General features: G+C 74.5%; 20 protein-coding genes. 13 read left to right on the forward strand and 7 right to left on the reverse strand.

Annotated features, from left to right (window positions below; all coding sequences use genetic code 11):
* The first annotated feature begins 36 nt into the window (after positions 1 to 36).
* The 6 genes from GCU67_RS09220 (at position 37) to GCU67_RS09245 (ending at position 4,718) form a co-directional block, all read left to right on the forward strand.
* Positions 37 to 423, forward strand: coding sequence for a response regulator (locus tag GCU67_RS09220; protein WP_163610927.1), 387 nt, complete (start codon positions 37 to 39; stop codon positions 421 to 423).
* Positions 420 to 1,871: an ATP-binding protein gene (locus GCU67_RS09225; protein WP_163610928.1), complete on the forward strand. Its 1,452-nt coding sequence runs from the start codon at positions 420 to 422 to the stop codon at positions 1,869 to 1,871. The genes GCU67_RS09220 and GCU67_RS09225 overlap by 4 nt, the downstream gene beginning before the upstream one ends.
* A gap of 229 nt (positions 1,872 to 2,100) precedes the next feature.
* On the forward strand, positions 2,101 to 2,712 hold the full coding sequence (locus GCU67_RS09230; protein WP_163610929.1) for a TasA family protein: 612 nt from the start codon (positions 2,101 to 2,103) through the stop codon (positions 2,710 to 2,712).
* Between the two features lie 49 nt (positions 2,713 to 2,761).
* Positions 2,762 to 3,406, forward strand: coding sequence for a signal peptidase I (locus GCU67_RS09235; RefSeq protein WP_163610930.1), 645 nt, complete (start codon positions 2,762 to 2,764; stop codon positions 3,404 to 3,406).
* Complete coding sequence (locus GCU67_RS22375; protein WP_163610931.1) at positions 3,403 to 3,849, forward strand: hypothetical protein; 447 nt, start codon at positions 3,403 to 3,405, stop codon at positions 3,847 to 3,849. The genes GCU67_RS09235 and GCU67_RS22375 overlap by 4 nt, the downstream gene beginning before the upstream one ends.
* Positions 3,843 to 4,718 (forward strand): response regulator, encoded by an 876-nt coding sequence (locus GCU67_RS09245; protein ID WP_163610932.1) that lies wholly within the window; start codon positions 3,843 to 3,845, stop codon positions 4,716 to 4,718. Before GCU67_RS22375 ends, GCU67_RS09245 begins: the two co-directional genes overlap by 7 nt.
* A 96-nt stretch (positions 4,719 to 4,814) precedes the next feature.
* Here the strand turns inward: GCU67_RS09245 and GCU67_RS22775 are convergent, their stop codons facing one another.
* From GCU67_RS22775 to GCU67_RS09260, 3 genes are all read right to left on the reverse strand, one after another.
* On the reverse strand, positions 4,815 to 5,519 hold the full coding sequence (locus GCU67_RS22775) for a response regulator (RefSeq protein WP_163610933.1): 705 nt from the start codon (positions 5,517 to 5,519) through the stop codon (positions 4,815 to 4,817).
* Between the two features lie 216 nt (positions 5,520 to 5,735).
* A complete protein-coding gene (locus GCU67_RS09255; protein ID WP_163610934.1) occupies positions 5,736 to 6,917 on the reverse strand; it encodes an acyl-CoA dehydrogenase family protein in 1,182 nt (393 codons plus the stop codon).
* A 122-nt stretch (positions 6,918 to 7,039) separates the two neighbouring features.
* On the reverse strand, positions 7,040 to 7,822 hold the full coding sequence (locus GCU67_RS09260) for an isocitrate lyase/PEP mutase family protein (RefSeq protein WP_163610935.1): 783 nt from the start codon (positions 7,820 to 7,822) through the stop codon (positions 7,040 to 7,042).
* Between the two features lie 205 nt (positions 7,823 to 8,027).
* On the opposite strand from GCU67_RS09260, the gene GCU67_RS09265 reads away from it, so the two are divergent.
* Positions 8,028 to 9,326, forward strand: a complete 1,299-nt coding sequence (locus GCU67_RS09265; protein ID WP_163610936.1) for a DUF2786 domain-containing protein — start codon at positions 8,028 to 8,030, stop codon at positions 9,324 to 9,326.
* 67 nt (positions 9,327 to 9,393) lie between these two features.
* Here the strand turns inward: GCU67_RS09265 and GCU67_RS09270 are convergent, their stop codons facing one another.
* On the reverse strand, positions 9,394 to 9,576 hold the full coding sequence (locus GCU67_RS09270; protein ID WP_163610937.1) for a hypothetical protein: 183 nt from the start codon (positions 9,574 to 9,576) through the stop codon (positions 9,394 to 9,396).
* Positions 9,577 to 9,678: 102 nt separating this feature from the next.
* Positions 9,679 to 10,272 carry a WHG domain-containing protein gene (locus GCU67_RS09275; protein ID WP_163610938.1) on the reverse strand — a complete coding sequence of 198 codons (594 nt, stop codon included), beginning with the start codon at positions 10,270 to 10,272 and terminating at the stop codon, positions 9,679 to 9,681.
* Between the two features lie 77 nt (positions 10,273 to 10,349).
* Here GCU67_RS09275 and GCU67_RS09280 point away from each other — a divergent pair, with 77 nt between their 5' ends.
* Positions 10,350 to 11,903: a DHA2 family efflux MFS transporter permease subunit gene (locus GCU67_RS09280; protein WP_163610939.1), complete on the forward strand. Its 1,554-nt coding sequence runs from the start codon at positions 10,350 to 10,352 to the stop codon at positions 11,901 to 11,903.
* Positions 11,904 to 11,982: 79 nt separating this feature from the next.
* Here the strand turns inward: GCU67_RS09280 and GCU67_RS09285 are convergent, their stop codons facing one another.
* Both GCU67_RS09285 and budC read right to left on the reverse strand, forming a co-directional pair.
* A complete protein-coding gene (locus GCU67_RS09285; RefSeq protein ID WP_163610940.1) occupies positions 11,983 to 13,620 on the reverse strand; it encodes an APC family permease in 1,638 nt (545 codons plus the stop codon).
* A gap of 71 nt (positions 13,621 to 13,691) precedes the next feature.
* On the reverse strand, positions 13,692 to 14,468 hold the full coding sequence (gene budC, locus GCU67_RS09290; protein WP_163610941.1) for a meso-2,3-butanediol dehydrogenase: 777 nt from the start codon (positions 14,466 to 14,468) through the stop codon (positions 13,692 to 13,694).
* Positions 14,469 to 14,614: 146 nt separating this feature from the next.
* Here budC and GCU67_RS09295 point away from each other — a divergent pair, with 146 nt between their 5' ends.
* The 5 genes from GCU67_RS09295 to GCU67_RS09315 all read left to right on the forward strand — a co-directional run bounded on the left by GCU67_RS09295 (position 14,615) and on the right by GCU67_RS09315 (position 21,315).
* Entirely contained in the window at positions 14,615 to 16,150 is a 1,536-nt protein-coding gene (locus GCU67_RS09295; RefSeq protein WP_163610942.1) for a DHA2 family efflux MFS transporter permease subunit, read from the forward strand.
* 145 nt (positions 16,151 to 16,295) lie between these two features.
* A complete protein-coding gene (locus GCU67_RS09300; protein ID WP_211661082.1) occupies positions 16,296 to 18,398 on the forward strand; it encodes a SpoIIE family protein phosphatase in 2,103 nt (700 codons plus the stop codon).
* 113 nt (positions 18,399 to 18,511) lie between these two features.
* Entirely contained in the window at positions 18,512 to 19,474 is a 963-nt protein-coding gene (locus GCU67_RS09305) for an anti-sigma factor RsbA family regulatory protein (RefSeq protein WP_163610943.1), read from the forward strand.
* A gap of 21 nt (positions 19,475 to 19,495) precedes the next feature.
* Positions 19,496 to 19,891 carry a TIGR03618 family F420-dependent PPOX class oxidoreductase gene (locus GCU67_RS09310; RefSeq protein ID WP_163610944.1) on the forward strand — a complete coding sequence of 132 codons (396 nt, stop codon included), beginning with the start codon at positions 19,496 to 19,498 and terminating at the stop codon, positions 19,889 to 19,891.
* 173 nt (positions 19,892 to 20,064) lie between these two features.
* On the forward strand, positions 20,065 to 21,315 hold the full coding sequence (locus GCU67_RS09315; RefSeq protein WP_338104896.1) for a Cache 3/Cache 2 fusion domain-containing protein: 1,251 nt from the start codon (positions 20,065 to 20,067) through the stop codon (positions 21,313 to 21,315).
* The last annotated feature ends 43 nt before the right edge of the window (positions 21,316 to 21,358 follow it).

A 21,358-nucleotide genomic window follows, 5' to 3' on the forward strand; every position in this document is an offset into this window, starting at 1 on the left:
GGGACGGCGACGCGACGAGCAGGAGGAGGGCGGACCGTGGACGCATCCGCGCGCGTGCTGGTGGCCGACGACGAGGAGGACATCCGCCTGCTGGTCACCCTGGCCGTGCGCCGGGCCGGCTGCTCGGTCGTCGCCGCGGTCGCCGACGGTGCCCAGGCCCTGGCTGCGGCCCGGGTCGAGCTGCCGGACCTGGTCGTGCTGGACGTGTCCATGCCCGAGGCCACCGGCCTCCAGGTGTGCGCCGCGTTGCGCGCCGAGCCCGGCACGGCCGGGTGCCGGGTGCTGCTGCTCTCCGCCGGCGCCTCCCCCGACGACATCGCCCGCGGCCTGGCCGCCGGCGCCGACGCCTACCTCGCCAAGCCCTTCACCGTGGCGGGTCTGGTGGCGCAGGTCCGGCTGCTGACCGCCCGGGACGCGGCGTGACCGCGCTGCTCGCCCGGCCCCCCGCGGCGGTGCCCGGTCCCCCGGCGACACGCGGCCGCGCAGCGCCCGCTGCCCTCGCGGTGCTGGCCCTGGCCGGCGTCGTCCTGCTGCTCACCGGGCCGTCGCTGCCGCTCGCCGTCCTCGGTGCGGCCGCGGTGCTCGCGTCCGCCGGCGAGCTCGCCCGGCGGCTGCACCGGTTGGTCACCGCGGCCGAGGAGCTGGAGGCCCAGCGCCGCGACCTCGTGACCCGCGGCCGGTCGACCGCCGAGGACCTCGAGGTCGCCACCCGCATGATGCGGGCGCGCGCGCAGACCATGACCAGCGTCATCGACGCCGTCACCGAGCAGTCCATCATCGGTACCGACCGCGACGGGCTGGTCCGGGTGTGGAACCCCGGCGCCGAGCGGATGCTCGGGCTGCCCCGGGCCGACGTGGTCCGGACCCGCACCATCACCGACTTCCACGCCCCCGAGGAGCTCGACACCGAGGCCGGCGCCGACGACGGGGAGGACGTCGCCCCGGCCGCCCGGTTCGCCGCGCTGGTGCGCACCGCACGGGAGCACGGCAGCGACGTCCGTGACTGGACCTACCTGACCGCCGACGGCCGCCGGCTCACCGTCTCGGTGGCGATCACCCCGCGCACCGACGACGAGGGCGAGCAGGCCGGCTGGAACTTCGTCGGCACCGACATGACCGAGGCCCGGGAGACCGAGCGGCTCAAGGACCAGTTCGTCAGCCTCATCTCCCACGAGCTGCGCACCCCGCTGGCCTCGATCCTCGGGTACCTCGAGCTGGTCATGGACGACGAGGAGCAGCCGCTCACCGACGAGCAGGCGCAGTACCTGGGCATCGTCGAGCGCAACGCGCAGCGGCTGCTGCGGCTCGTCGGCGACCTGCTGTTCACCGCCCAGGTCGACACCGGCCGGCTCACCCTCACCCCCGAGGACGTCGACCTGGCCGCGATCGTGCGCGCCGCGGAGGACACCGCCCGGGTGACCGCCGCCGCCCGCGGGGTCGCCGTCACCGTGGACCTGCCTCCCGAGGGCCTCCTCGCCCGCGGCGACGCCCTGCGGCTCGGGCAGGCCTGCGACAACCTGGTCTCCAACGCGGTCAAGTTCACCCCGTCCGGCGGCCAGGTCACCCTGCGGCTGCGGCGCGCCTGGCGGGACGCCGACGGCACGCTCGCCCACGCCGACGCCCCCGGCCGCTCGCCGGTGGCGCTGCTGTCGGTCAGCGACACCGGCATCGGCATCCCGACCGGGGAGCAGGGCAAGCTGTTCACCAGCTTCTTCCGCGCCTCCACCGCCCGGCGCAACGCCGTCCCGGGCGTCGGGCTGGGCCTGACGATCACCAAGGCCATCACCACCGCACACGGCGGCACCCTGGACGTCGAGAGCGCCGAGGGCCGCGGCACGACGTTCACCCTCGCCCTGCCTCTCCTGCCCTGACACGACGGTGGCCGGCCCCCTCATAGGGGCCCGCCGCGAGGGGAAGGACCCCCTCCTCCCCACCCCTCGCGAGCTCGCGGCGGTACCCGGGAGCGGGCCGGGGGCGAGGGGGTCCTCCATCTTGCGGCTTTCTTGCGGAACGCTGGCGGGTGGCCTGCGGATCGACCTCCAGAGTCATGTCTGTCGCCGGGAGAACCCGCCGACACCGAACTCCCGAGGAGACGCAGCCATGACCGCCACCACCACCACCCGCAGCCGCAACGCCCGCAAGGTCCTCGGCTCGCTGGGCATCATCGGTGCCGCTGCCGCCGTCGCCGGCATGGGCACCTTCGGCTCCTTCACCGACAGCACCACCCCGCTGGCCGCCTCGGTCACCTCCGGCACCCTGTCGCTGGACCTCAACGGCTTCACCGACACCCTGACCATCTCCGCTGCGAACCTCGTGCCCGGTGACTCGGTCGCCACCCGGTTCAACCTGGACAACACCGGCAACGTGGACATGGCCGCGATCGGCCTGGGCGTCACCGCGTCGCCGTCGAGCGTGCTGGACACCGACAAGGTCAACGGCCTGAAGCTGGCCATCGACTCCTGCAGCGTCGCCTGGACTGCCGCCGCCAACAACACCTTCACCTGCGCCGGCACGACCAAGTCCGTGCTCGCACCGACCGCTGCGGCGAGCAACAGCACCCTGGCCAACCTGGCGAGCGTGGCCGCCGGCAAGTCGGACAACCTGCTGGTCAAGCTCGCCCTCCCCGAGGCGGCCGGCAACGAGTTCCAGGGCAAGACCAGCACCCTCTCCCTCGTCTTCACCGGCACCCAGAAGACCGGCACCACCCGCTGACCTGCCGGCCCTGACCACCCCCTTCTGACGCTCCCCGAGAGGACCTGCCATGACCACCGCACTCGCCACGGACTTCGCCCCCGCGTTCCGCCCGGCGCAGCAGCTCGCCGGGATGCCGCGGCTCGCCGCCGGCCTCGGGAAGCGCGCGGTCGCCCTGGTCCTCCGCTGGACGGTCCGCCTGGTCGTCACCCTCGCCGTCCTGGCCTTCGGCCTGCTGGCCGTCGGGCCGCACGTCTTCGGCTACCGGACGATGACGATGCTGACCGGGAGCATGACCGGCACGATCGACGTCGGGGACGTCGAGATCGTCACGCCGCTGCCGGTGGCCGAGGTCACCGAGGGCATGATCATCGCCTACCACATCCCGATCGACGACCACCACCTCGTCACCCACCGGGTCATCGGCGTGCAGACCGCCGCCGACGGCACCGTCACCGTGCAGACCAAGGGCGACGCCAACTCCGCGGCCGACCCGTGGCAGGCCCAGCTGCAGGGCGACACCGCCTACCAGGTCCGCGCGGTCGTCCCCGAGCTCGGCCACGTCATCCAGGCCCTCCGCTCCCCCGTGCTGAGCCAGGCGCTGGTCTACGGCGCCCCGGCCCTGCTGGCCGGCTGGCTGCTGCTGTCCATCTGGCGTCCCACCGCCCCGGCCACCCCGGCCGCGGACCAGCGCACCGAGGACGACGACGAGTGAGCCGCCTCCGCAGCCGCGCCCTGCTGGTCGCCGTCTCCGTCGCCACCGTCCTGGGCTTCGACGCGACCGCCGCCCAGGCCGGCTTCACCGCCCGGGCCGCGCTGCCGGTCACCGCCGGCACCGTCACCGTCGCCCCGCCGAGCGGGCTGTCGACCGCCGGGACGCGCTGCACCACCACCTCCTACGGCTGGTACTCCACCCGCACGATGCACGCCACGGTCAGCTGGCAGGCCAGCCCGACCCGGGGCGTCAGCGGCTACCAGCTCACCGCGGTGCTCGCGAACGGCACGGTCCACCCGATCGGCACCGTCCCGGCGAGCACGACCACCGTCTCGCAGAGCGAGGACGCCGCCCTCGCCGAGGGCGCCCGCGTCCGCCTCACCACCCTCACCAGCTACGGCTGGACCTCCACGACCGTCCTGACAGGAGCCCTGACGTGCTGACCGCCCTGGTGATCGACGAGTCCCACACCGCCCGAGCCCAGGTGACCGGCCTGCTGGAGCTGGCCGGCTGGGGCGTGCACGAGGCCGGCGACGCCGAGGACGCCCACTGGCTGAACGCCTCGCTCGCCGTCGACCTGGTCGTCACCGGCGCCACCGTCCCGGGCTCCCCGTCCGGCGCCGCCCTGCTGACCGAGCTGCGCAACGCCGGCAGCACGGCCCGCTTCCTGGTGGTCACCCCCGAGCCCACCGTCGAGGTGCGCGCCGCAGCCGCGACCGCCGGCGCCCTCGCCTGCCTGCCCGCCCCGGTGGACACCCAGCTGCTGCTGGACCTCCTCGCCCGCCGCGCCGCCGCACCGACCGCGCTGGTCGACGCCGACGACCTGCACGACACCGACCGGGACGACGAGCTGGCCGACCGGCTGCAGGCGATGTACGACGCGGCGCTGCCCGGCCGCTTCTCCGCCATCGACCGCGGTGCCCGCGCCGGTGACCCGCAGGCGCTCGCCGACGCGGCCTTCACCCTGGCCGGGACGTCGGGCCAGCTGGGACACCCCGAGGTCGCCGACGTCTGCCAGGCCATCGCCGCCGACGCCCGCCGCGGCGTCCTGGCGCACTCCCGGGTCTCCGCGCTGGCCGGGCTGGCCGGCGTCGAGCGCCGGGTCGCCGACCGCCGCCGGGCTCCCGGCGCCGTCCACGCGGACCGCGGCGAGCCGCGCGGCACCCGGGACCGCCGTCGCGCCCAGGCCGACCGGCGCAGCCGGGCGGTGGCGGCGATGTCCGCCGGCACGGCCACGGACGTGCTCGAGCAGGCCGCCGACGCAGCGGCCGGCCGCCTCGCCGCCCGCCGGCGCGGTCCCGCCGGCTGCTGAAGGACCCTCCCGCCCCCCGCTCCGCACGGGGACCAGACGACGAAGGGCCCGGTCCCCGAGGGGGCCGGGCCGTTCGCCGGATGCAGGAGGTGCCGGTCAGGCCACCAGTCGGTAACCCACTCCGCGCACCGTCTTGATCTCCGGGCTCTGCAGCCCGGCCGCCGTCAACTTCCGGCGGAGGTTGGACATGTGCGCCTCGACGAGGCGCAGGTTGCCCTCCCAGTCCGTCTGCCACACCTCGCGCAGCAGGGTCTCCCGCTGCAGCACCCGGCCGGGCCGGGAGACGAGGGCGGCGAGCAGGTCGAACTCCGTTCGGGTCAGGTCGACGGCCGAGCCGTCCACCCGCACCTCACGGCTGTCGGGGTCCACCTCGAGCTCGGCCAGCCGCTGGACGCTGTCCTCGAGGGGGGCGCGCGGCTCGGGGACGGAGACCGTCCGCGGCCGGCGCAGCATGGTCTGCACCCGCGCGACGAGCTCGCGCGGGGAGAAGGGCTTGGCCATGTAGCCGTCGGCGCCGACGGCCAGCCCGATGAGCAGGTCGACCTCCTCGGCGCGGGCGGTGAGCATCAGCACGTAGCAGTCGGTCTCGGCGCGCAGCTGCCGGCAGACCTCGGTGCCGTCGGCGTCGGGCAGCCCCAGGTCCAGCACGACGACGTCCGGTGCCTCGCGGCGTACCTCGGCCAGGCAGGCCGCTCCGGAGACCGCCTCCCGGACGTCCATCCCGGCGCGACGCAGCACGGTGACGACGAGTTCGCGGATCTCGTCGGTGTCCTCGACCACGAGCACGGTCTGACCCGGCACGACCCCTCCTCACGACACCCACGGCACGCCGCGGTGGCGTCCACCGGGGTCATCGTCACCGGCGCGCCGGATCCCCACCCGGACGCCGGGTCGATCACCCCAACGGATGACGGACCGGCGCACCCGTGCCGTCGCCAGCGCACCGACCATGCGCCCAGCGGGGTCCCCGGACGTCCTCAAGCCCGCTGAGCGCACAGTCGATGAGGGGGTCCTTCCTCAGGCGAAGGCGCTGAGGCCGGTGATCGAGCGGCCGACGATGAGGGTGTTCATCTCCCGGGTGCCCTCGTAGGAGTACAGCGCCTCGGCGTCGGCGAAGAACCGGACGACGTCGTGCTCGAGGACGATCCCGTTGCCGCCGAACAGCTCCCGCGCCCACGCCACGGTCTCCCGGCACCGGCTGGTGACGTAGCTCTTGGCCAGGGCCGCCTGGTCGTCGCGGAGCAGTCCCTCCTCCTGGAGCTGGGAGACGCGCACCGTCATGCCCATGCTGGCGGTGACGTTGCCCAGCATCCGGGCCAGCAGGTCCTGGATGAGCTGGAACCCGCCGATGGGCCGGCCGAACTGCTCGCGCTCCTTGGCGTAGGCCACCGCGACCTCGTAGGCGCCGAGCTGGCAGCCCACCCCGGCCCAGGCGACGCCGGCGCGGGTCTCCTTCAGCACCTTGTTGACGTCGCGGAAGCTGTTGCAGTTCTCCAGCTTCGCCGACGCCGGGATGCGGCAGTCGGTAAACGTGAGGTCGGCGTTCTGCACCGTGCGGAGGGCGAACTTGTCCTCGATCTTGGCGGCGCTGAAGCCCGGCGTCCCCTTCTCGACCAGGAAGCCCTTCACCTGGTCGTCGGCCACGTCGCGGGCGAACACGATGAGGACGTCGGCGAAGGTGCCGTTGCCGATCCAGCGCTTGGCGCCGTCCAGCACCCACTCGTCGCCGTCCCGGCGGGCAGTGGTGCGCATCCCGCGGGCGACGTCGGAGCCACCCAGCGGCTCGGTCAGCCCGAACGCGCCGATGGTCTCCATGCTGCGCATCGAGGGGACCCAGCGGGCCTGCTGCTCGGCCGAGCCCAGCAGCATCAGCGAGCCGAGCGCCAGGCCGTTGTGGACGCCGAAGAAGGTGGCCATCGACGGGTCGACCCGGGCCAGCTCCATGGCCGTGAAGCCCTCCAGCAGCCGGGAGACCCGCGGCCGGCCCTCGTACTCGTAGCCGCGGCCGACCAGGTCGGCCTCCACGAAGCGCGGGATGAGGTCCATCGGGAACTCGGCGGCGGCCCACGCGGCGTTGACCCGCGGCTTGACCTCGGCGGCGAGGAACTCGCGGAGGGTCACGAGCTCCTTCTGCTCGGTGTCGGTCAGCAGCGACTGGAACGCGAAGAAGTCCGCGGGCAGCAACTGGTCGGCGGTCATGGCAGCGCCTTCTCTCTCGTCATCGTCGACGTCGTTCTCGATGATGACGAAGTTACCCCTCGGTAACAAGAGTCCGCCGGCACGTCACCGCGTGTCCCGGGACGTGCCGGCCGCGCCCTGCGTCAGTTCAGCGGACGGGTGTCCGCCGGCAGGGTGCCGCCGCCGACCATCGCGGTGACGGCGTCCTGCAGCGCGGTCAGCGCCACGCGCTGGGTGAACGGGCCGGTCGAGACCCGCGCGACGCCCAGCTCCTGCAGCTCGCTGGCCGGCAGCGACTTCCCGGGCACGCTGATCACGGTGAGCTTGCGGGGCCCGAACGCCTCAGCCAGCGCGGCGATCTCCTCCCGGGCGACGACGCCGGGCACGAAGACGACCGGCGCCCCGGCCTCGAGGAACGCCTTCCCGCGGGTGACCGCCTCGGTGAGCACGGCCGAGCGGTCGGCGTCGGCACCGGCCTTCACGAAGGCGTCGGTGCGGGCGTTGAGCACGAAGTCGATCCCGGCGTCCCGGCCGGCGCGCAGCACGGCCTCGACCGCGGCGACCGCGTCGTCCAGCGGCTTCATCTGGTCCTCGAGGTTGCCGCCGACGACGCCGACCTCGATCGCGCGGCGGGTGGCCTCCCCGGCGTCGCCGTAGCCCGCCTCGAGGTCCATGGTCACCGGCACGTCGACGGCGGCGACGATGCGGCCGACCATGTCCAGGTGCAGCTCGAGCGGGATGTTCTCCCCGTCCGCGTAGCCGAACGTGGCCGCGATCGAGTGGCTGGCGGTGGCCAGGGCGCGCACGCCCGGGGTGCCGGCGACGACGGTGGCCGACACGACGTCCCAGACGTTGGTCAGGGTCAGGATCTCCGGGGCCGTGTGCAGGTCGAGCAGGGTGCGGGCGCGGGTCGCGAGGTCGGTCATGCCCGTCCCCGTAGCCACATGTCGACTCCTCGACACCTCGACCGGCAGCTCCCCGGGCGTCCGTAGCCTGACCGCATGGTCTCCCCCGGGCCGAGGACGTCGACACCGCGCGCGCCACCGCCCGCCAGGCCGCCGGCCGGGTGCACCCCCGGGCCTGACCCGCCCACCGCCGTCCCCAGCGCGGGGTGCGGTCCACAGCCTGCGCGTGTCCACCCCGCCGGCCGACGGCGCCGGGGACGATCGCGGCACGCCCCGCCCGACCCGCCGAGCCCAGGAGGACCCCATCACCGGCGACCGGACCACCCAGGACCCCGTCCCGCTGCTGCTCGTCGCAGGCTCGCGGCTGGCCGGGCAGCCCGGCGTCCAGGCCGCCGAGCTCGACCCGCTGGTGCGCCGGCTGACCGCACTGGACGACGGCGTCGACACCGACGGGCACGCCCAGCGCGCACTGGCGGCCCTGCTGCCCTTCCTCTGGGAGGCGGGCTGGCAGCCGGCCGACGTCGTGCACGCCGTGCGCCGGCGCACCAACCAGCGCGCCGGCCGGCTGGCCGCCGCGCTGATCCGGGCCGACGCGGCGGCGGCCGCCGACCGGGCGCCGGCGGCCTGGACCGCCCAGCTGGCCGGCCTCGACGGCACGGCCGGCTCGGTGGTCGCGTGGTGGCGCGGCGAGGGGGTCGACGCGGCCGCCGGCTGGCGCGACGTGCTGCGCGTGCTGGGCGTCGTCCGCGACCTGCCGCCGCTGGAGCAGCTGCTCGCACCCCCGTCGGCCTGGTCGGCGGACACCCGGGCGGAGGCCGCCCTCGACCCGGGCACCGACCCGAAGCTGGTGGGCCGGGTGCGGGCCCTGCTGGCCAAGGCGGAGTCGACCGACTTCCCCGAGGAGGCCGAGGCGCTGAGTGCGAAGGCGCAGTCGCTGATGGCGCGGCACCGGATCGACACCGCGGTGCTGGCCCAGCAGCCGGGTGGCGCGTCGTCGTCGGTGGTCGCCCGGCGGCTGCACCTGCAGGAGCCGCACGTCGACGCCCGGGCCGCGGTCGTGCAGGCGGTGGGCGCGGCGAACGGCGTGCGCGTGGTGCTGCTGCCGGCGTTCGGCATGGCCACCCTGGTCGGGGCCGCGGACGACCTGGACCTGGTGGAGCTGCTGGTGGCCTCGCTGCTGCTGCAGGCCGACCGGGCGCTGGGCGCGGCCGCACGGGAGGGCGGCGCGCGGGTGCGGTCCACGGCCTACCGCAAGGGGTTCCTCTACGCGTTCGCCCAGCGCATCGGCGAGCGGCTGGAGAGCGCCCGCGAGGCGGCGACCACAGCGGCGATGGCCACCTACGGTCCGGCCCTGCTGCCGGCGCTGGCCGAGCGGGAGCAGGCCGTCGACCGGCTGGTCGGCGAGCTGTTCCCGCGGCTGCGCAAGCGCACCGGCCGGTCCGTGGACGCGGCGGGCTGGCACGCCGGCCGCCAGGCGGCCGACGCAGCCGACCTCGGCACCGGCCAGCGGGCACTCCCCCGCTGACCGGCCCGGCCCCCTTCCCGAGGCTCGCCCCGAGCTCGCGAGGGGCGAGGAGGAAGGGGGTCCTGCGTCAGAGCAGGACGTCGAGGGAGGCGCCGAGCTCGGCGATGAAGTTCGCCTGGTGGGTCAGGTCGACCGCGGTCGTCAGCCAGCCGGCCACGAACATCAACTGGTCGGCCGAGGCCTGGTCCAGCGACGCCGTCGTCGCCGCCGTGCCCGCCCTCGCCACTGCACTGCACGCCAAGGTCATCATGACCGGCTCCTCTCGTCGTGGAGGAGGAGTCGGCACGACCGTGCAGGAACTGGAGCAGCGGCAGCCGATCGGCCCCCGACCACCCCGGAGGGGTGAGCCGGGTCAGCGCAGCCCGTCGAGCAGCATCTGCAGCAGCGCCTCGTAGCTGGCCGCGGCGTCGGGGGTGAGGACCAGGCCCCCGAGCTCCAGGCTCACCGCGCCGTGCACCGAGCTCCAGATCAGCTGCGCGGTGCCCCGCGGGTCGCCGGGGCGCAGCGCGCCCCGGTCCATCCCGTACCGGACCCGGTCGACCAGCGCGGTGAACGCGGCGTCCGCCCGGTCGGCGAGCTCCGCGGTGGGCGCGGCCTGCGACAGCCCGGGCCCGAACATCGCCCCGTAGTGCTGCGGATGAGCGAGGGCGAACCGGCGGTAGTTGCGCCCGCAGGCGAGCAGCCGGGCGGTGGGGTCGACGTCGGTGTCCTCGCTGGTGGCAGCGGCCAGGCCGTCGAAGCCGCGGGCGAGGACCGCGGCGACCAGCCCGTCCTTGTTGCCGAACCGGTTGTAGACGCCCATCGGGGCCACCCCCGCCTCGGCCGCGACGGCGCGCACGGTCAGCCCGCCCAGCCCGTCGCGCACCAGCACCCGCTCGGCGGCGTCGACCAGCGCCTGCTCCACCGCACGGCTCGGCGTCCGCCCGCCCGCACTGCCCTCAGTCACGCGATCATCCTGCCCGTTGACGTTCGTAGAACAACGTTCTACGTTTGTAGGACAACGTTCTACACCAGGAGGCTCTCGTGACCGTGCCCGCCGCCCCGCCGACCACCCGACGGTGGTGGGTCCTGCTCGCGCTCTGCCTGTCGGTGCTCCTGGTCAGCGTCGACAACACGATCGTTAACGTCGCGCTGCCCACGCTCGGACGCGAGCTGTCGGCGTCCACCAGCGACCTCCAGTGGGTGGTCGACGGCTACACGCTGGCCTTCGCCGCGCTGCTCCTGCTCGGTGGCGCCCTGGGCGACCGGTTCGGCCGCCGGCGGGTGCTCGAGATCGGTCTGGTCCTCTTCGCCGCCACCTCCGTGCTGGCCGCGACGGCCGACACCACCGCCCAGCTCGTGGTCGGGCGGGTCGCGATGGGCGTCAGCGCCGCCGCGATCTACCCGGCGACCCTCGCCCTGCTGGTCTCGACGTTCACCGACCGCCGGGAACGCGCCACGGCGATCGGCATCTGGTCGGCGGTCACCGGCCTGTCGGTCGCGATCGGGCCGGTGAGCGGGGGCCTGCTGCTCGAGCAGTTCGCCTGGGGCTCGGTCTTCCTGGTCAACCTGCCGCTGGCCGCCGCCGCCGTGGTGGCGGGCCGCGTGCTGCTCACCGAGTCCGCCGACCCGCGCCCGCGCCGGTTCGACCTCGTCGGCGCCGCCGCCTCCATCGCCGGCATCGGACTGCTGGTGTCCACCACGATCGAGGCGCCCGACCGGGGCTGGTCCTCCGCCGCCACGGTCGGCGGTTACGTCGCCGCGGTGGCCGCGCTCGCCCTCTTCGTGCGGTGGGAACTGCGCCAGGAAGCACCGATGCTCGACGTCCGGCTGTTCACCGACCGGCGGGTCTCGGTGGGCAGCGGCGCCATCGCGCTGGCGTTCTTCAGCCTGTTCGGGTTCATCTTCCTGATCACCCAGTACTTCCAGGCCGTCCGCGGCTACGACACCCTCACCGCCGGGCTGGCCACGCTGCCCTTCGCGCTGGTCATCGCCCCGGTCAGCCCACTGGCGATCCTGGCGATGCGGGCGGTGGGCACCAAGCTCGTGGTAGCCGCCGGCCTGCTGACCATGGCCGCGGGCTTCGTCGTCGCGGCCGGCAGCACGCTGGAGTCGGCCTACTGGGGCCGGATCGTGGTCGCCATGGTGCTCATGGCCGCCGGCCTCGGCCTGGTCACCGGCCCCGCCACCGAGGCGGTGATGGGCGCGCTGCGCAGCGCGGAGGCCGGTGCCGGTTCCGCGGTGAACGACACCGTCCGCGAGGTCGGCGGCACGCTCGGCGTCGCCGTCGTCGGCTCGGTGCTCAGCACCGTCTACGGCCCGGCGGTCGTCGACGGGCTGACCGGCGCCGGCGCACCGGCCGGGGCCGCCGGGTCGGCCGCGGACTCGGTGTTCGCCGGCCTCGCGGTGGCCGGGTCGCTGCCCGGCGAGGCCACCCTCGCCGTCCAGCAGTCGTTCCTCGACGGCGTCAGCGCCGGGTCGTGGGTGTGCGCCGCCGTCTCGGCCGCCGGCGCGCTCGTCGTCCTGGCCCTGCTCCCCGCCCAGCACCGCACCGCCGACCCGGACCTCGCCGCGGCGCCCGCGGCGATGATCAGCTGACCTGATCGTGCGTGCTCCTGGCTCACCGCACACCGTGAGCCAGGAGCACGCACGGTGAGCCCGGACGGCGGTGGACGCGTCAGCTGCGGGGGTCGAAGGGCTCGCGGCCCGGGGGCAGGTTGGAGCGGTCGGGGGCGATGACGGTGGCCTCCGAGGAGTCCGGCAGGGCCACCGTCGGCGGGGCCGGCTCCAGCAGCAGGTCACCGGTGCCGTGCAGCATCGTCTCGCCGCGGAAGAAGGCCGGTGCGGCCACGTTCCAGGCCACCATCAGCAGCACGCCCAACAGCAGCGCGCCGATGCCGATCACGAACACCCCGCCCACGCCGTGGAACACCGTCTCGCCGTACTCGGGGTCGGCGTACTCCACGCAGGCCAGCACGAAGACGGCGAGCATGAACAGCCCGCCCAGGGCCGGCAGCACGACGCGCATCAGCACGTCGCGCACCGAGTGCACCGACCGGCGGAACTCCCAGGCGCAGGCGAACCCGGTGAGCCCGTAGTAGAAGGCGATGAGCATTCCGGTGGCGGTGATGGAGTCGACGAGCACGTTCTCGCTGACCAGGGTCAGCCCGACGTAGAAGGCGATCGAGACCAGGCCCATCCACACCGTGGAGACCGTCGGGGTGAAGTACCGCGGGTGGATCCGGGCGAAGCTCGTCGGCAGCGCGCCGTAGGCGGCCATCGACAGCGAGCCGCGCGCGGTGGGCAGGATCGTCGTCTGGGTGCAGGCCGCGGCCGACGTCAGCACCGAGATGATCAGCAGCGCCTCGAAGACCCTCCCGAGACCGCTGTCGCCGAACACCGTCGGGCCCAGGGCGTTGAACACGTCGTCGGCGTTGGCCTCGTTGCCCAGGCCCAGCCCCTCGGTGCCCACGCCGGCGAAGGCGACGGTGGCGACGGAGACCACCGTGTAGATGCCCACCAGCAGCACCGTGGAGATGATCGCGGCTCGGCCCGGCGCACGGGTCGGGTTGGCGGTCTCCTCGTTGACCGCGACCGCGGAGTCCCAGCCCCAGTAGATGAAGATCGCCAGCAGCACCGCCTCGGTCATCGCCGTCCAGCTGATCCCCGAGGGCACCAGCCACGACAGCGACGGCGTCAGCGAGCCCGCCGGTGCCGTCCCGGAGTAGACCTTGACCAGCGCGTACACGGCGAAGGCGACGAGGACGACGACCTCGATGGTGAGCAGCACGTTCTGCGTCCGCGCCGTGGGCTCGATGCCCCGGTAGCAGATCCAGGTCATCAGCGCGATCCACACGACGCCGGCGACGGTGGTCCACAGCGCGCTCTCGGCCAGGGAGTCCAGCCCGACCAGCCGGTAGCTGTAGGCGCCGGCGACCTGGGCGAGGTTGGCCATGACGATGACGTCGGCGGCGATGATCCCCCAGCCGCCCATCCACCCGGTGCGCGGACCGAAGGCCCGGGCGGCCCAGGTGAACGTCGTCCCGCAGTCGGGCTCGCGCTTGTTGAGCTCGGCGTAGGCGACCGCGATCAGCCACATCGGCACGAAGGCCAGCAGCATGATCGCCGGCGCCTTCACCCCGACGGCGATGACGACGAACCCGAGCGTCGCCGCGAGGGCGTACGCCGGGGCCGTCGAGGAGACGCCGAGGACGATCGAGGAGACCAGCCCGAGGGCGCCCCGCTTCAGGCCCTTGTCGACGGCCTCGCCCTCCACCCGGGGAGGCGCGGCCGGCGCCGGGGTCGGAGCGGTCATGCCGGAGCCGTGCGCGCGTTCATGGCACGGTTTATCGCACAGCCGCTCCGGCTCCGCCGTGCCGGGGCCGGTCACACGTGCGGCTGCCCCGTCGAGGCGGTGGTCCCGCCGTCCACGGGCAGGACGACGCCGGTGACGTAACGGGCGGCGTCGCTGGCCAGGAACAGCACCGCCGGCGCGACGTCGTCGGGCTGCCCCGGGCGGCCCAGCGCGATCCGGTTCACGAACGGCGCCAGCGACGCCTCGTCGCGGCCGACGCCCTCGGTCAGGTCGGTGAGGGTGAAAGCCGGCGCAACGGCGTTGAGCCGCACACCCTGCGCACCCCAGTCCAGCGCCAGCGAGCGGACGAAGTTGCTGATCGCGGCCTTGGTCGCGTTGTAGGCCGCCTGCCCCCAGTCGCCGCGCTCGCCGGAGACGGAGGAGACCGCGACCAGCGACCCACCGCTGGCGGCCAGGTGCGGCAGGGCGTGCTTGGCCAGGTGGAAGAAGGCGTCGACGTTGGTGGCGCGCAGCCGCTCCCACGCGTCGTCCGCCAGCTCGGTGATCGGCCCGGACTCGTACCCGGCGGCGTTGCTCACCACGACGTCCAGCCGGCCGAACCGCGCCACGACCTGCTCCACCAGGCCGGCCACCTGGGCCGGGTCGGACACGTCGGCCGGGACGGCGGCGGTGCGCTCGGCCGGGGCGCCGGCCAGCGCCTGCTCCAGCCGGTCGGCACGCCGCCCGGTGACGGCGACGGTCGCACCGGCCGCCAGGAACGCCCGCGTGATCGCCAGCCCGATGCCGCTGCCCCCTCCCGTCACCAGGACGACGGAGCCGGTGAAGTCGAACGTCGCTGTGGAGGTCATGGACCCGGTTGTCCCCCGCCGGGAACAGACCGACACCCGAGTTAGTTGCGTGCACCGAGCAATCACCTGGCACGCTGTGCCCAGGCGTTCGCACGCCGGCGCGACGATGCGCCAGTCCACCCCCGCTCGTCGATGCCGGAGACCCCGTGTCCCATCCCGCTCCCCCCCCCAGCACGGGCACACCCACCACCGGACCGGCCACCGCGGCCGACACCAAGGCGGCCGCCGAGGTCGACCACGACCACGGCCGCCGCTGGTGGACCCTGGCCACCCTGGGCCTGGCCCAGCTCATGGTCGTCCTGGACGCCACCATCGTGAACATCGCGCTGCCCAGCGCGCAGGCCGGCCTCGGCTTCTCCGACGCCGACCGCCAGTGGGTCGTCACCGCCTACTCCCTGGCCTTCGGTGGCCTGCTGCTGCTCGGTGGCCGCCTCGCCGACCTCTTCGGCCGCCGCCGGACCCTGATGGTCGGCCTGGCCGGCTTCGCCCTCGCCTCGGCCCTGGGTGGTGCGGCCACCGGGTTCGGGACGCTCGTCGCCGCCCGCGCGCTGCAGGGCGCGTTCGGCGCGCTGCTGGCGCCGGCCGCCCTGTCGCTGCTCACCATCACCTTCAGCGACCCGAAGGAGCGCGGCAAGGCCTTCGGGATCTTCGGCGCCATCGCCGGCGCCGGTGCGGCCATCGGCCTGCTGCTGGGCGGGGTGCTCACCGAGTACCTGAGCTGGCGCTGGTGCCTCTACGTCAACGTGCCGATCGCCGTCGTCGCCGGCCTCGGTGCGCTGCGCTTCATCCGCAAGGTGGCCCCGGCGCAGGGCGTCAAGCTGGACATCCCCGGCGTCATCACCGCCGTCCTGGGCCTCTCCGGCCTGGTCTACGCCTTCGCCCGCGCCGAGAACGAGGGCTGGTCGGACCCGGTGACGATCACCCTCATCGTGGTCTCGGTGCTGCTGCTGGTGGCCTTCGTGCTCATCCAGCAGCGGGTCGCGCACCCGCTGCTCCCGCTGCGGGTCGTGCTCGACCGGCGCCGCGGTGGCGCCTACCTGGCGATCGGCCTGGCCGCGATCGGCATGTTCGCCGTCTTCCTGTTCCTGACCTACTTCCTGCAGCAGACCAAGGGCTTCACCCCGCTCAGGAGCGGGTTCGCCTTCCTGCCCTTCGTCGCCGGCATCATCACCAGCTCCACGGTGGTCGTGCCCCGGCTGCTGCCGAGGATCGGCCCGCGCTTCCTGATCACCACCGGTCAGCTGCTCGGCGCCGTGGGCCTCACCTACCTGTGGCGACTGGAGGCCGACAGCGGGTACCTGCCCCACGTCCTGCCGGCGCTGTTCGTCATGGGCCTGGGCATGGGCCTGATCTTCGCCTCGTGCTTCAACACCGCGACCTCCGGCACGCAGCCGGCGGACGCGGGGGTGGCCTCGGCGCTGGTCAACACCGGTCAGCAGGTCGGCGGGGCCCTGGGCACCGCGCTGCTGAACACCATCGCCGCCACGGTCACCGCCTCCTACGTGCGGGCCAACGGCCAGACCCCGGCGGCGCTGGCCGACGCGGCGGTCGCCGGCGAGACCCGGGCGTTCCTGGTCTCGGCCGGGGTGTTCCTGCTCGGCGCCGTGCTCAGCCTGCTGGTGATCCCCAGCGGCCCGAACCCGGTCAGCTCCCGTGGCCCGCAGGCGCCGGCCGGCCACTGAGCGACAGCGTCGTCCCCGGCCGCCCACCCCGGCGGCCGGGGACGACGCGCGCCCACACCCCGACAGGCACTGCGGGACACGGGTCGACCACACTGTGCAGCGATCAGCGACCCCCGGCGCGGACGCCGGCCGACCGCGTGGAGTGATGGTTGTGGTGGAGCCGGCGGACGTCGGCCCGGAGAGCGCCGACGCCGAGGGCGCCCGCGTCCGGGCCCAGCTGGCGGTGGACGCCGCCGGCATCGGGACCTTCGACTGGGACCTCACCACCGGCCAGCTCACCTGGGACGAGCGGCTGATCGAGATGTTCGGCTACGACAGCACCGGCTTCGAGCAGACCATCGAGGCGTTCAACGCCCGGCTCCACCCCGACGACCTGCCGCGGGTCGGCGACGCCCTGGCGGTCTGCATCGCCACCCGGGGCGAGCTGGACACCGACTACCGGATCGTGCTGCCCGGCGGGGACACCCGGTGGGTGAGCGCGCGCGGCCGGGCCCTGGGCCCCGGCGACGGCCCCGCCACCCGCGTCATCGGGGTGGCCTACGACGTCACCGCCGAGGTGGCCAGCGAGGCACGGGTCAGCCGTGTGCTGGAGGCGATGCCGGCCGGCTTCTACTCCCTGGACCACGACTGGCGGTTCGTGCACGTCAACGCCCAGGCCGAGCGGCTGCTGGGGCGCAGCCGCGAGGACCTGCTCGGGCAGGTGATCTGGTCGGCCTTCCCGGCCACCGTGAACAGCGTCTTCGAGGACAGCTACCGGGCCGCCGTCGAGCACGGGGAGCCGATCTCCTTCGACGCGCACTACCCGGCCCCGCTCAACGGCTGGTACGAGCTGCGGGCCTGGCCCACCCCCGACGGGCTGTCGGTCTACTTCATCGAGGTCACCGAGCGCCGCGCCGCCCAGGCCCAGGCCGACCGGGCCACCCGCCGGCTCACCCTGCTGGCCCAGGTCAGCGCCGAGCTGGCCGGCACGCTGGACGTGCAGGCGGCCACCACGCGGCTGCCCCGGCTCGTCGTCCCGGCGCTGGCCGACTACTGCATCCTCACCGTCATCGACCACGACGGTCAGCCCCGCGACATCGGCAGCTGGCACCACGACCCGGCCAGCCGGGCCCTGCTGGAGCGGTATGCCGAGGTCCGCCTGGACGCCATGCCCATGACCGCCCCGGTGGGCCGGGCGCTGCACGCGAACGAGGCCGTCCGCTTCTCCGGGGACGACGTGCTCCGACTGCTCCCGCCCGGCCGGGCCCGGGAGCTGCTCACCCTGCTGGCTCCCGCGACCGAGGTCGCGCTGCCACTGCGAGCGCGCGGCCGGACACTCGGGTTGCTGACGCTCTTCTTCTCCGCCGGGCACTCCCCCACTCCCGAGGACGTCTCGGTCGCCCAGGACGTCGCCGACCGGGCCGGGCTGGCCTGGGACAACGCCCGGCTGTTCGGCCAGCAACAGCAGATGGCCGAGACGCTGCAGCGCAGCCTGCTCACCGAGCCGCCGGAGCCCGACCACGCCGAGATCGTGGTGCGGTACATGCCCGCCGCCGAGGCGGCCCGGGTCGGCGGCGACTGGTACGACGCGTTCCTGCAGCCCAACGGCGCCACCATGCTGGTCATCGGCGACGTGGTCGGTCACGACACCGCGGCCGCTGCCGCGATGGGGCAGGTGCGCAGCCTGCTGCGCGGGATCGCCGCCTACAGCGACGCCGGCCCCTGCGAGGTCCTCCGCGGGCTGGACTCGGCGATGTCGGTGCTCCAGCTGGACACCCTGGCCACCGCCGCCGTTGCCCGTTTCGAGCAGACCCCGGACGAGCGGAGGCGCGGGGTCACCCGGATGGTGTGGGCCAACGCCGGGCACCTGCCGCCGCTGGCGCTGAACCCCGACCGCAGCGTCACGGTGCTGGCCGACTGGAAGGGCGACCTGCTGCTCGGGGTCGACTCGTCGGCGACCCGCACCGAGAACGTCGTCACCCTCGACCGCGGCGCCACGGTGCTGCTCTACACCGACGGCCTCATCGAGCGCCGGGACGCCGACCTGGACACCGGGCTGCAGCGGCTGCGCACCTCGCTGTCGGAGCTGGCCGAGCTCCCGCTGCAGCAGCTGTGCGACGAGCTGATCGACCGGCTGGTCGACGGCAAGCCCGAGGACGACGTCGCCCTGGTGGCCGTGCGGCTGCACCGGCAGGACCGCCCCCGCCCACCCGAGGCCGGCCCCAACCGGGTGCCCGCCGGCGTCCCCGCCGACCCGGGTGCCCCGTGAGCCCGACGACCCGGGAGGGCGGCGCCTCGGCCAGCGACCCGGGACCTCTCGGCCTACCGTGGGCAGGGCGCCCCGGCACAGGTCGGACCACATCGACCGGAGGGAGCTCCCCCGTGCCCGCGACGACGACCGAGCCGACTCCCGACCGGCACGTCCACGAACTGCTGGTGCACGACTCCCCCGACCAGCTCCTGGCGGGTGCCGTCCCGTTCCTGCAGGCCGGGCTGGACGCCGGCGAGTCCGCCGTCATCGCCACCGGGGACGACTCGGGTGAGCTGATCCTGGAAGCCCTGGGCCACGACGAGCGGGTGGTCGTCATCCCCCGCAGCGAGGTGTACCGGATCCGCACCCCCACGGCGCTCACCGCCGTGCGGCGCCTGGTCGCCCAGCAACTGGCCGCCGGCAGCACCCGGGTGCGCGTGCTCGGCGAGACCGACTTCGGGCGGACGCCGCGCGACTGGCTGGAGTGGCAGCGCTACGAGGCCGTGGTCAACGAGGCCTTCCGCCCTTTGCCGCTGTGGGGGCTGTGCGCCTACGACACCGCCGTGCTGCCCGACCAGGTCATCGCCGCTGGCCTGCAGACCCACCCCTTCCTGCACACCGCCGCCGGGCGCCTCGAGAACCCCGACTACGTCGACCCCGCCGGCTACCTGCGGTCGCTGCCGGTACCCGACGAGCCGCTGGAGGGCACCGCACCGCTGCTGCGCGTCGACGACGTCCGCGAGTTCAGCGGGCTGCGCCGTGCCGTCGCCCGGGTGCTCGCCGACCTGGGCGGCGACCCCGACCTGCTCGAGGACCTCCACCTGGCCATCGACGAGATGAGCTCCAACGCGGTGCGGCACGGCGGCCCGCCGGTCACGCTGCGGCTCTGGGCCGGTGCCGACCGGGTGGTCTGCCGGATCAGCGACGGCGGCACGGGCATGGACGAGCCGTTCGCCGGCTACGGCCCGGCCCACGGCGAGGACCTCTCCCGCGGCGGGATGGGTCTGTGGCTGGCCCGCCAGCTCTGCGACCACGTCGACGTCATCGACGACGGCGCCGGTCTGACCGTGCGCCTGACGACGTCCCTGCACTGACCACCCCGAGAGGCGACCTGAGTGGACCTCCCCCCGCGGCTGCTGGACCTGCTGCACCGGCCCAGCCCCTGCTTCCTCGCCACGACCATGCCCGACGGGTCGCCGCAGCTGACCCAGACCTGGGTCGACACGGACGGCACGCACGTGCTGGTCAACACCGTGGCCGGGTTCCAGAAGGTGCGGAACATGGAGCGCGACCCGCGGGTGGCGCTCAACGTCGCCGATCCCGACGACGTCTCCCGCTACTACGCGGTGCGTGGCCGGATCGTGGAGATCACCCCCGACGGGGCCGCGGAGCACATCGACCGGCTGGCGCAGAAGTACCTCGGCGGCCCTTACCCCTGGTACGGCGGCCGTGACCAGGTCCGGCTGACCGTCCGGATCGCCGCCGACCGGATCAGCTCACCCCAGGGCTGACCGCTGCCCCAGGGGCTGCTGGGGGCGCTGTGACCGACGCGGCGCGTCACGGCGCGCTTTCCGGTCCACGACCGTCCGCGCCCTAGCATCGTGCCGCGTACTGCTGCCCGACCGGTCGGACCCGGCCGGTACGTGGCATCGGGAACGGTGCGCGTCCGGAGGAGGAGCGAGTCGTGGGCTGGTCGACCAAGGGCAACACCGCAGTGACCGCGGCGGGCGCGGCCGCCGTCCCGCCGCCGGCCGCGCCACCGGTGCCCCGTCCGCGCCGCAAGGTCGAGCAGGACTCCAGCCTCGAGCACGCCGCCCAGCAGGCCGGGGTGCTGACCCAGGCCAGCCGGGAGGTCTCCGACACCTCCCAGCAGGCGGCCGAGTCGCTGAGCGAGCTCCAGTCGGCGATCACCGACATCTCCTCCAGCACCAGCCGGGCCTCCTCCATCGCCGAGGACGCGGTGCGTGACGCCCGCGCCGTCGACGAGCGGATCGCCGCCCTGCAGCAGGCCAGCGAGTCGATCACCGAGATGGTGCGGCTGATCTCCGCGATCAGCCAGCAGAGCCGGTTCCTCGCCCTCAACGCCTACGTCGAGGCCGCCCGCGCCGGGGACGTCGGCCGCGGGTTCGCCGTGGTCGCCGACGAGGTCAAGCAGCTGGCCAGCCGCACCGCCCAGGCGGCCGAGGACATCGGCGCCCAGATCGAGGCCGTGCAGTCCGAGACCCGCCAGGCGGTCAGCGCAATCCAGCGGATCAGCGGCACCCTCGGCTCCATCGCCGACGCCCAGGACGCCATCGCCGCCGCGGTCGAGCAGCAGCGGGCCGCCACCGACCGGGTCGTGGACAACGTCGACCGGGCGGCCAGCGGCTCGGCCCGGATCAGCCGGGCGGTGGCCGAGCTGGCCGACAGCCAGCGGCTGGCCTACGTGCGCCGCGCGCTCACGCTGGCCCAGGACCTGCTCGACGACGCCGGCGGCATCTCCCTGGGGACCGGTACCCGCCCGACGACCGTGACCGACCAGGCGACCTCGACCAGCCACCGCGCGGACCTCCCCGAGCTGGTGCTCGGGAGGGCACCGCTGACCTGGGTGGACGACCCCCGCCGGCCCGCGCCGCTGGTGGACGACGTCGTGGCCCAGGTGGGCGGCACGTGCACGCTGTTCCAGCGTCTGGACGACGCCGGGGCCATGGTGCGCGCGGCCACCACCGTCGTGAACGCCGCGGGCCGGCGCAACATCGGCACGTTCATCGCCCCGGTCAACGCCGACGGCACGCGCAACCCGGTGCTGGCCGCCGTGCTGGCCGGGCAGCTCTACACCGGGCCGGCGACCGTGGCCGGCAAGCCGTACTTCACCGCCTACGCCGGTGTGCACGCCCCCGACGGCGCACTGGTCGGCATGCTCTACGTCGGTCTGCCGACCGAGGCGCTGGGCTGATCCCCGGGGCCGGGTCCTCCGACCCGGCCCCGGGTCCGGACCG

Source organism: Modestobacter muralis (assembly GCF_010682105.1).
Classification (GTDB): Bacteria; Actinomycetota; Actinomycetes; order Mycobacteriales; family Geodermatophilaceae; genus Modestobacter; species Modestobacter muralis.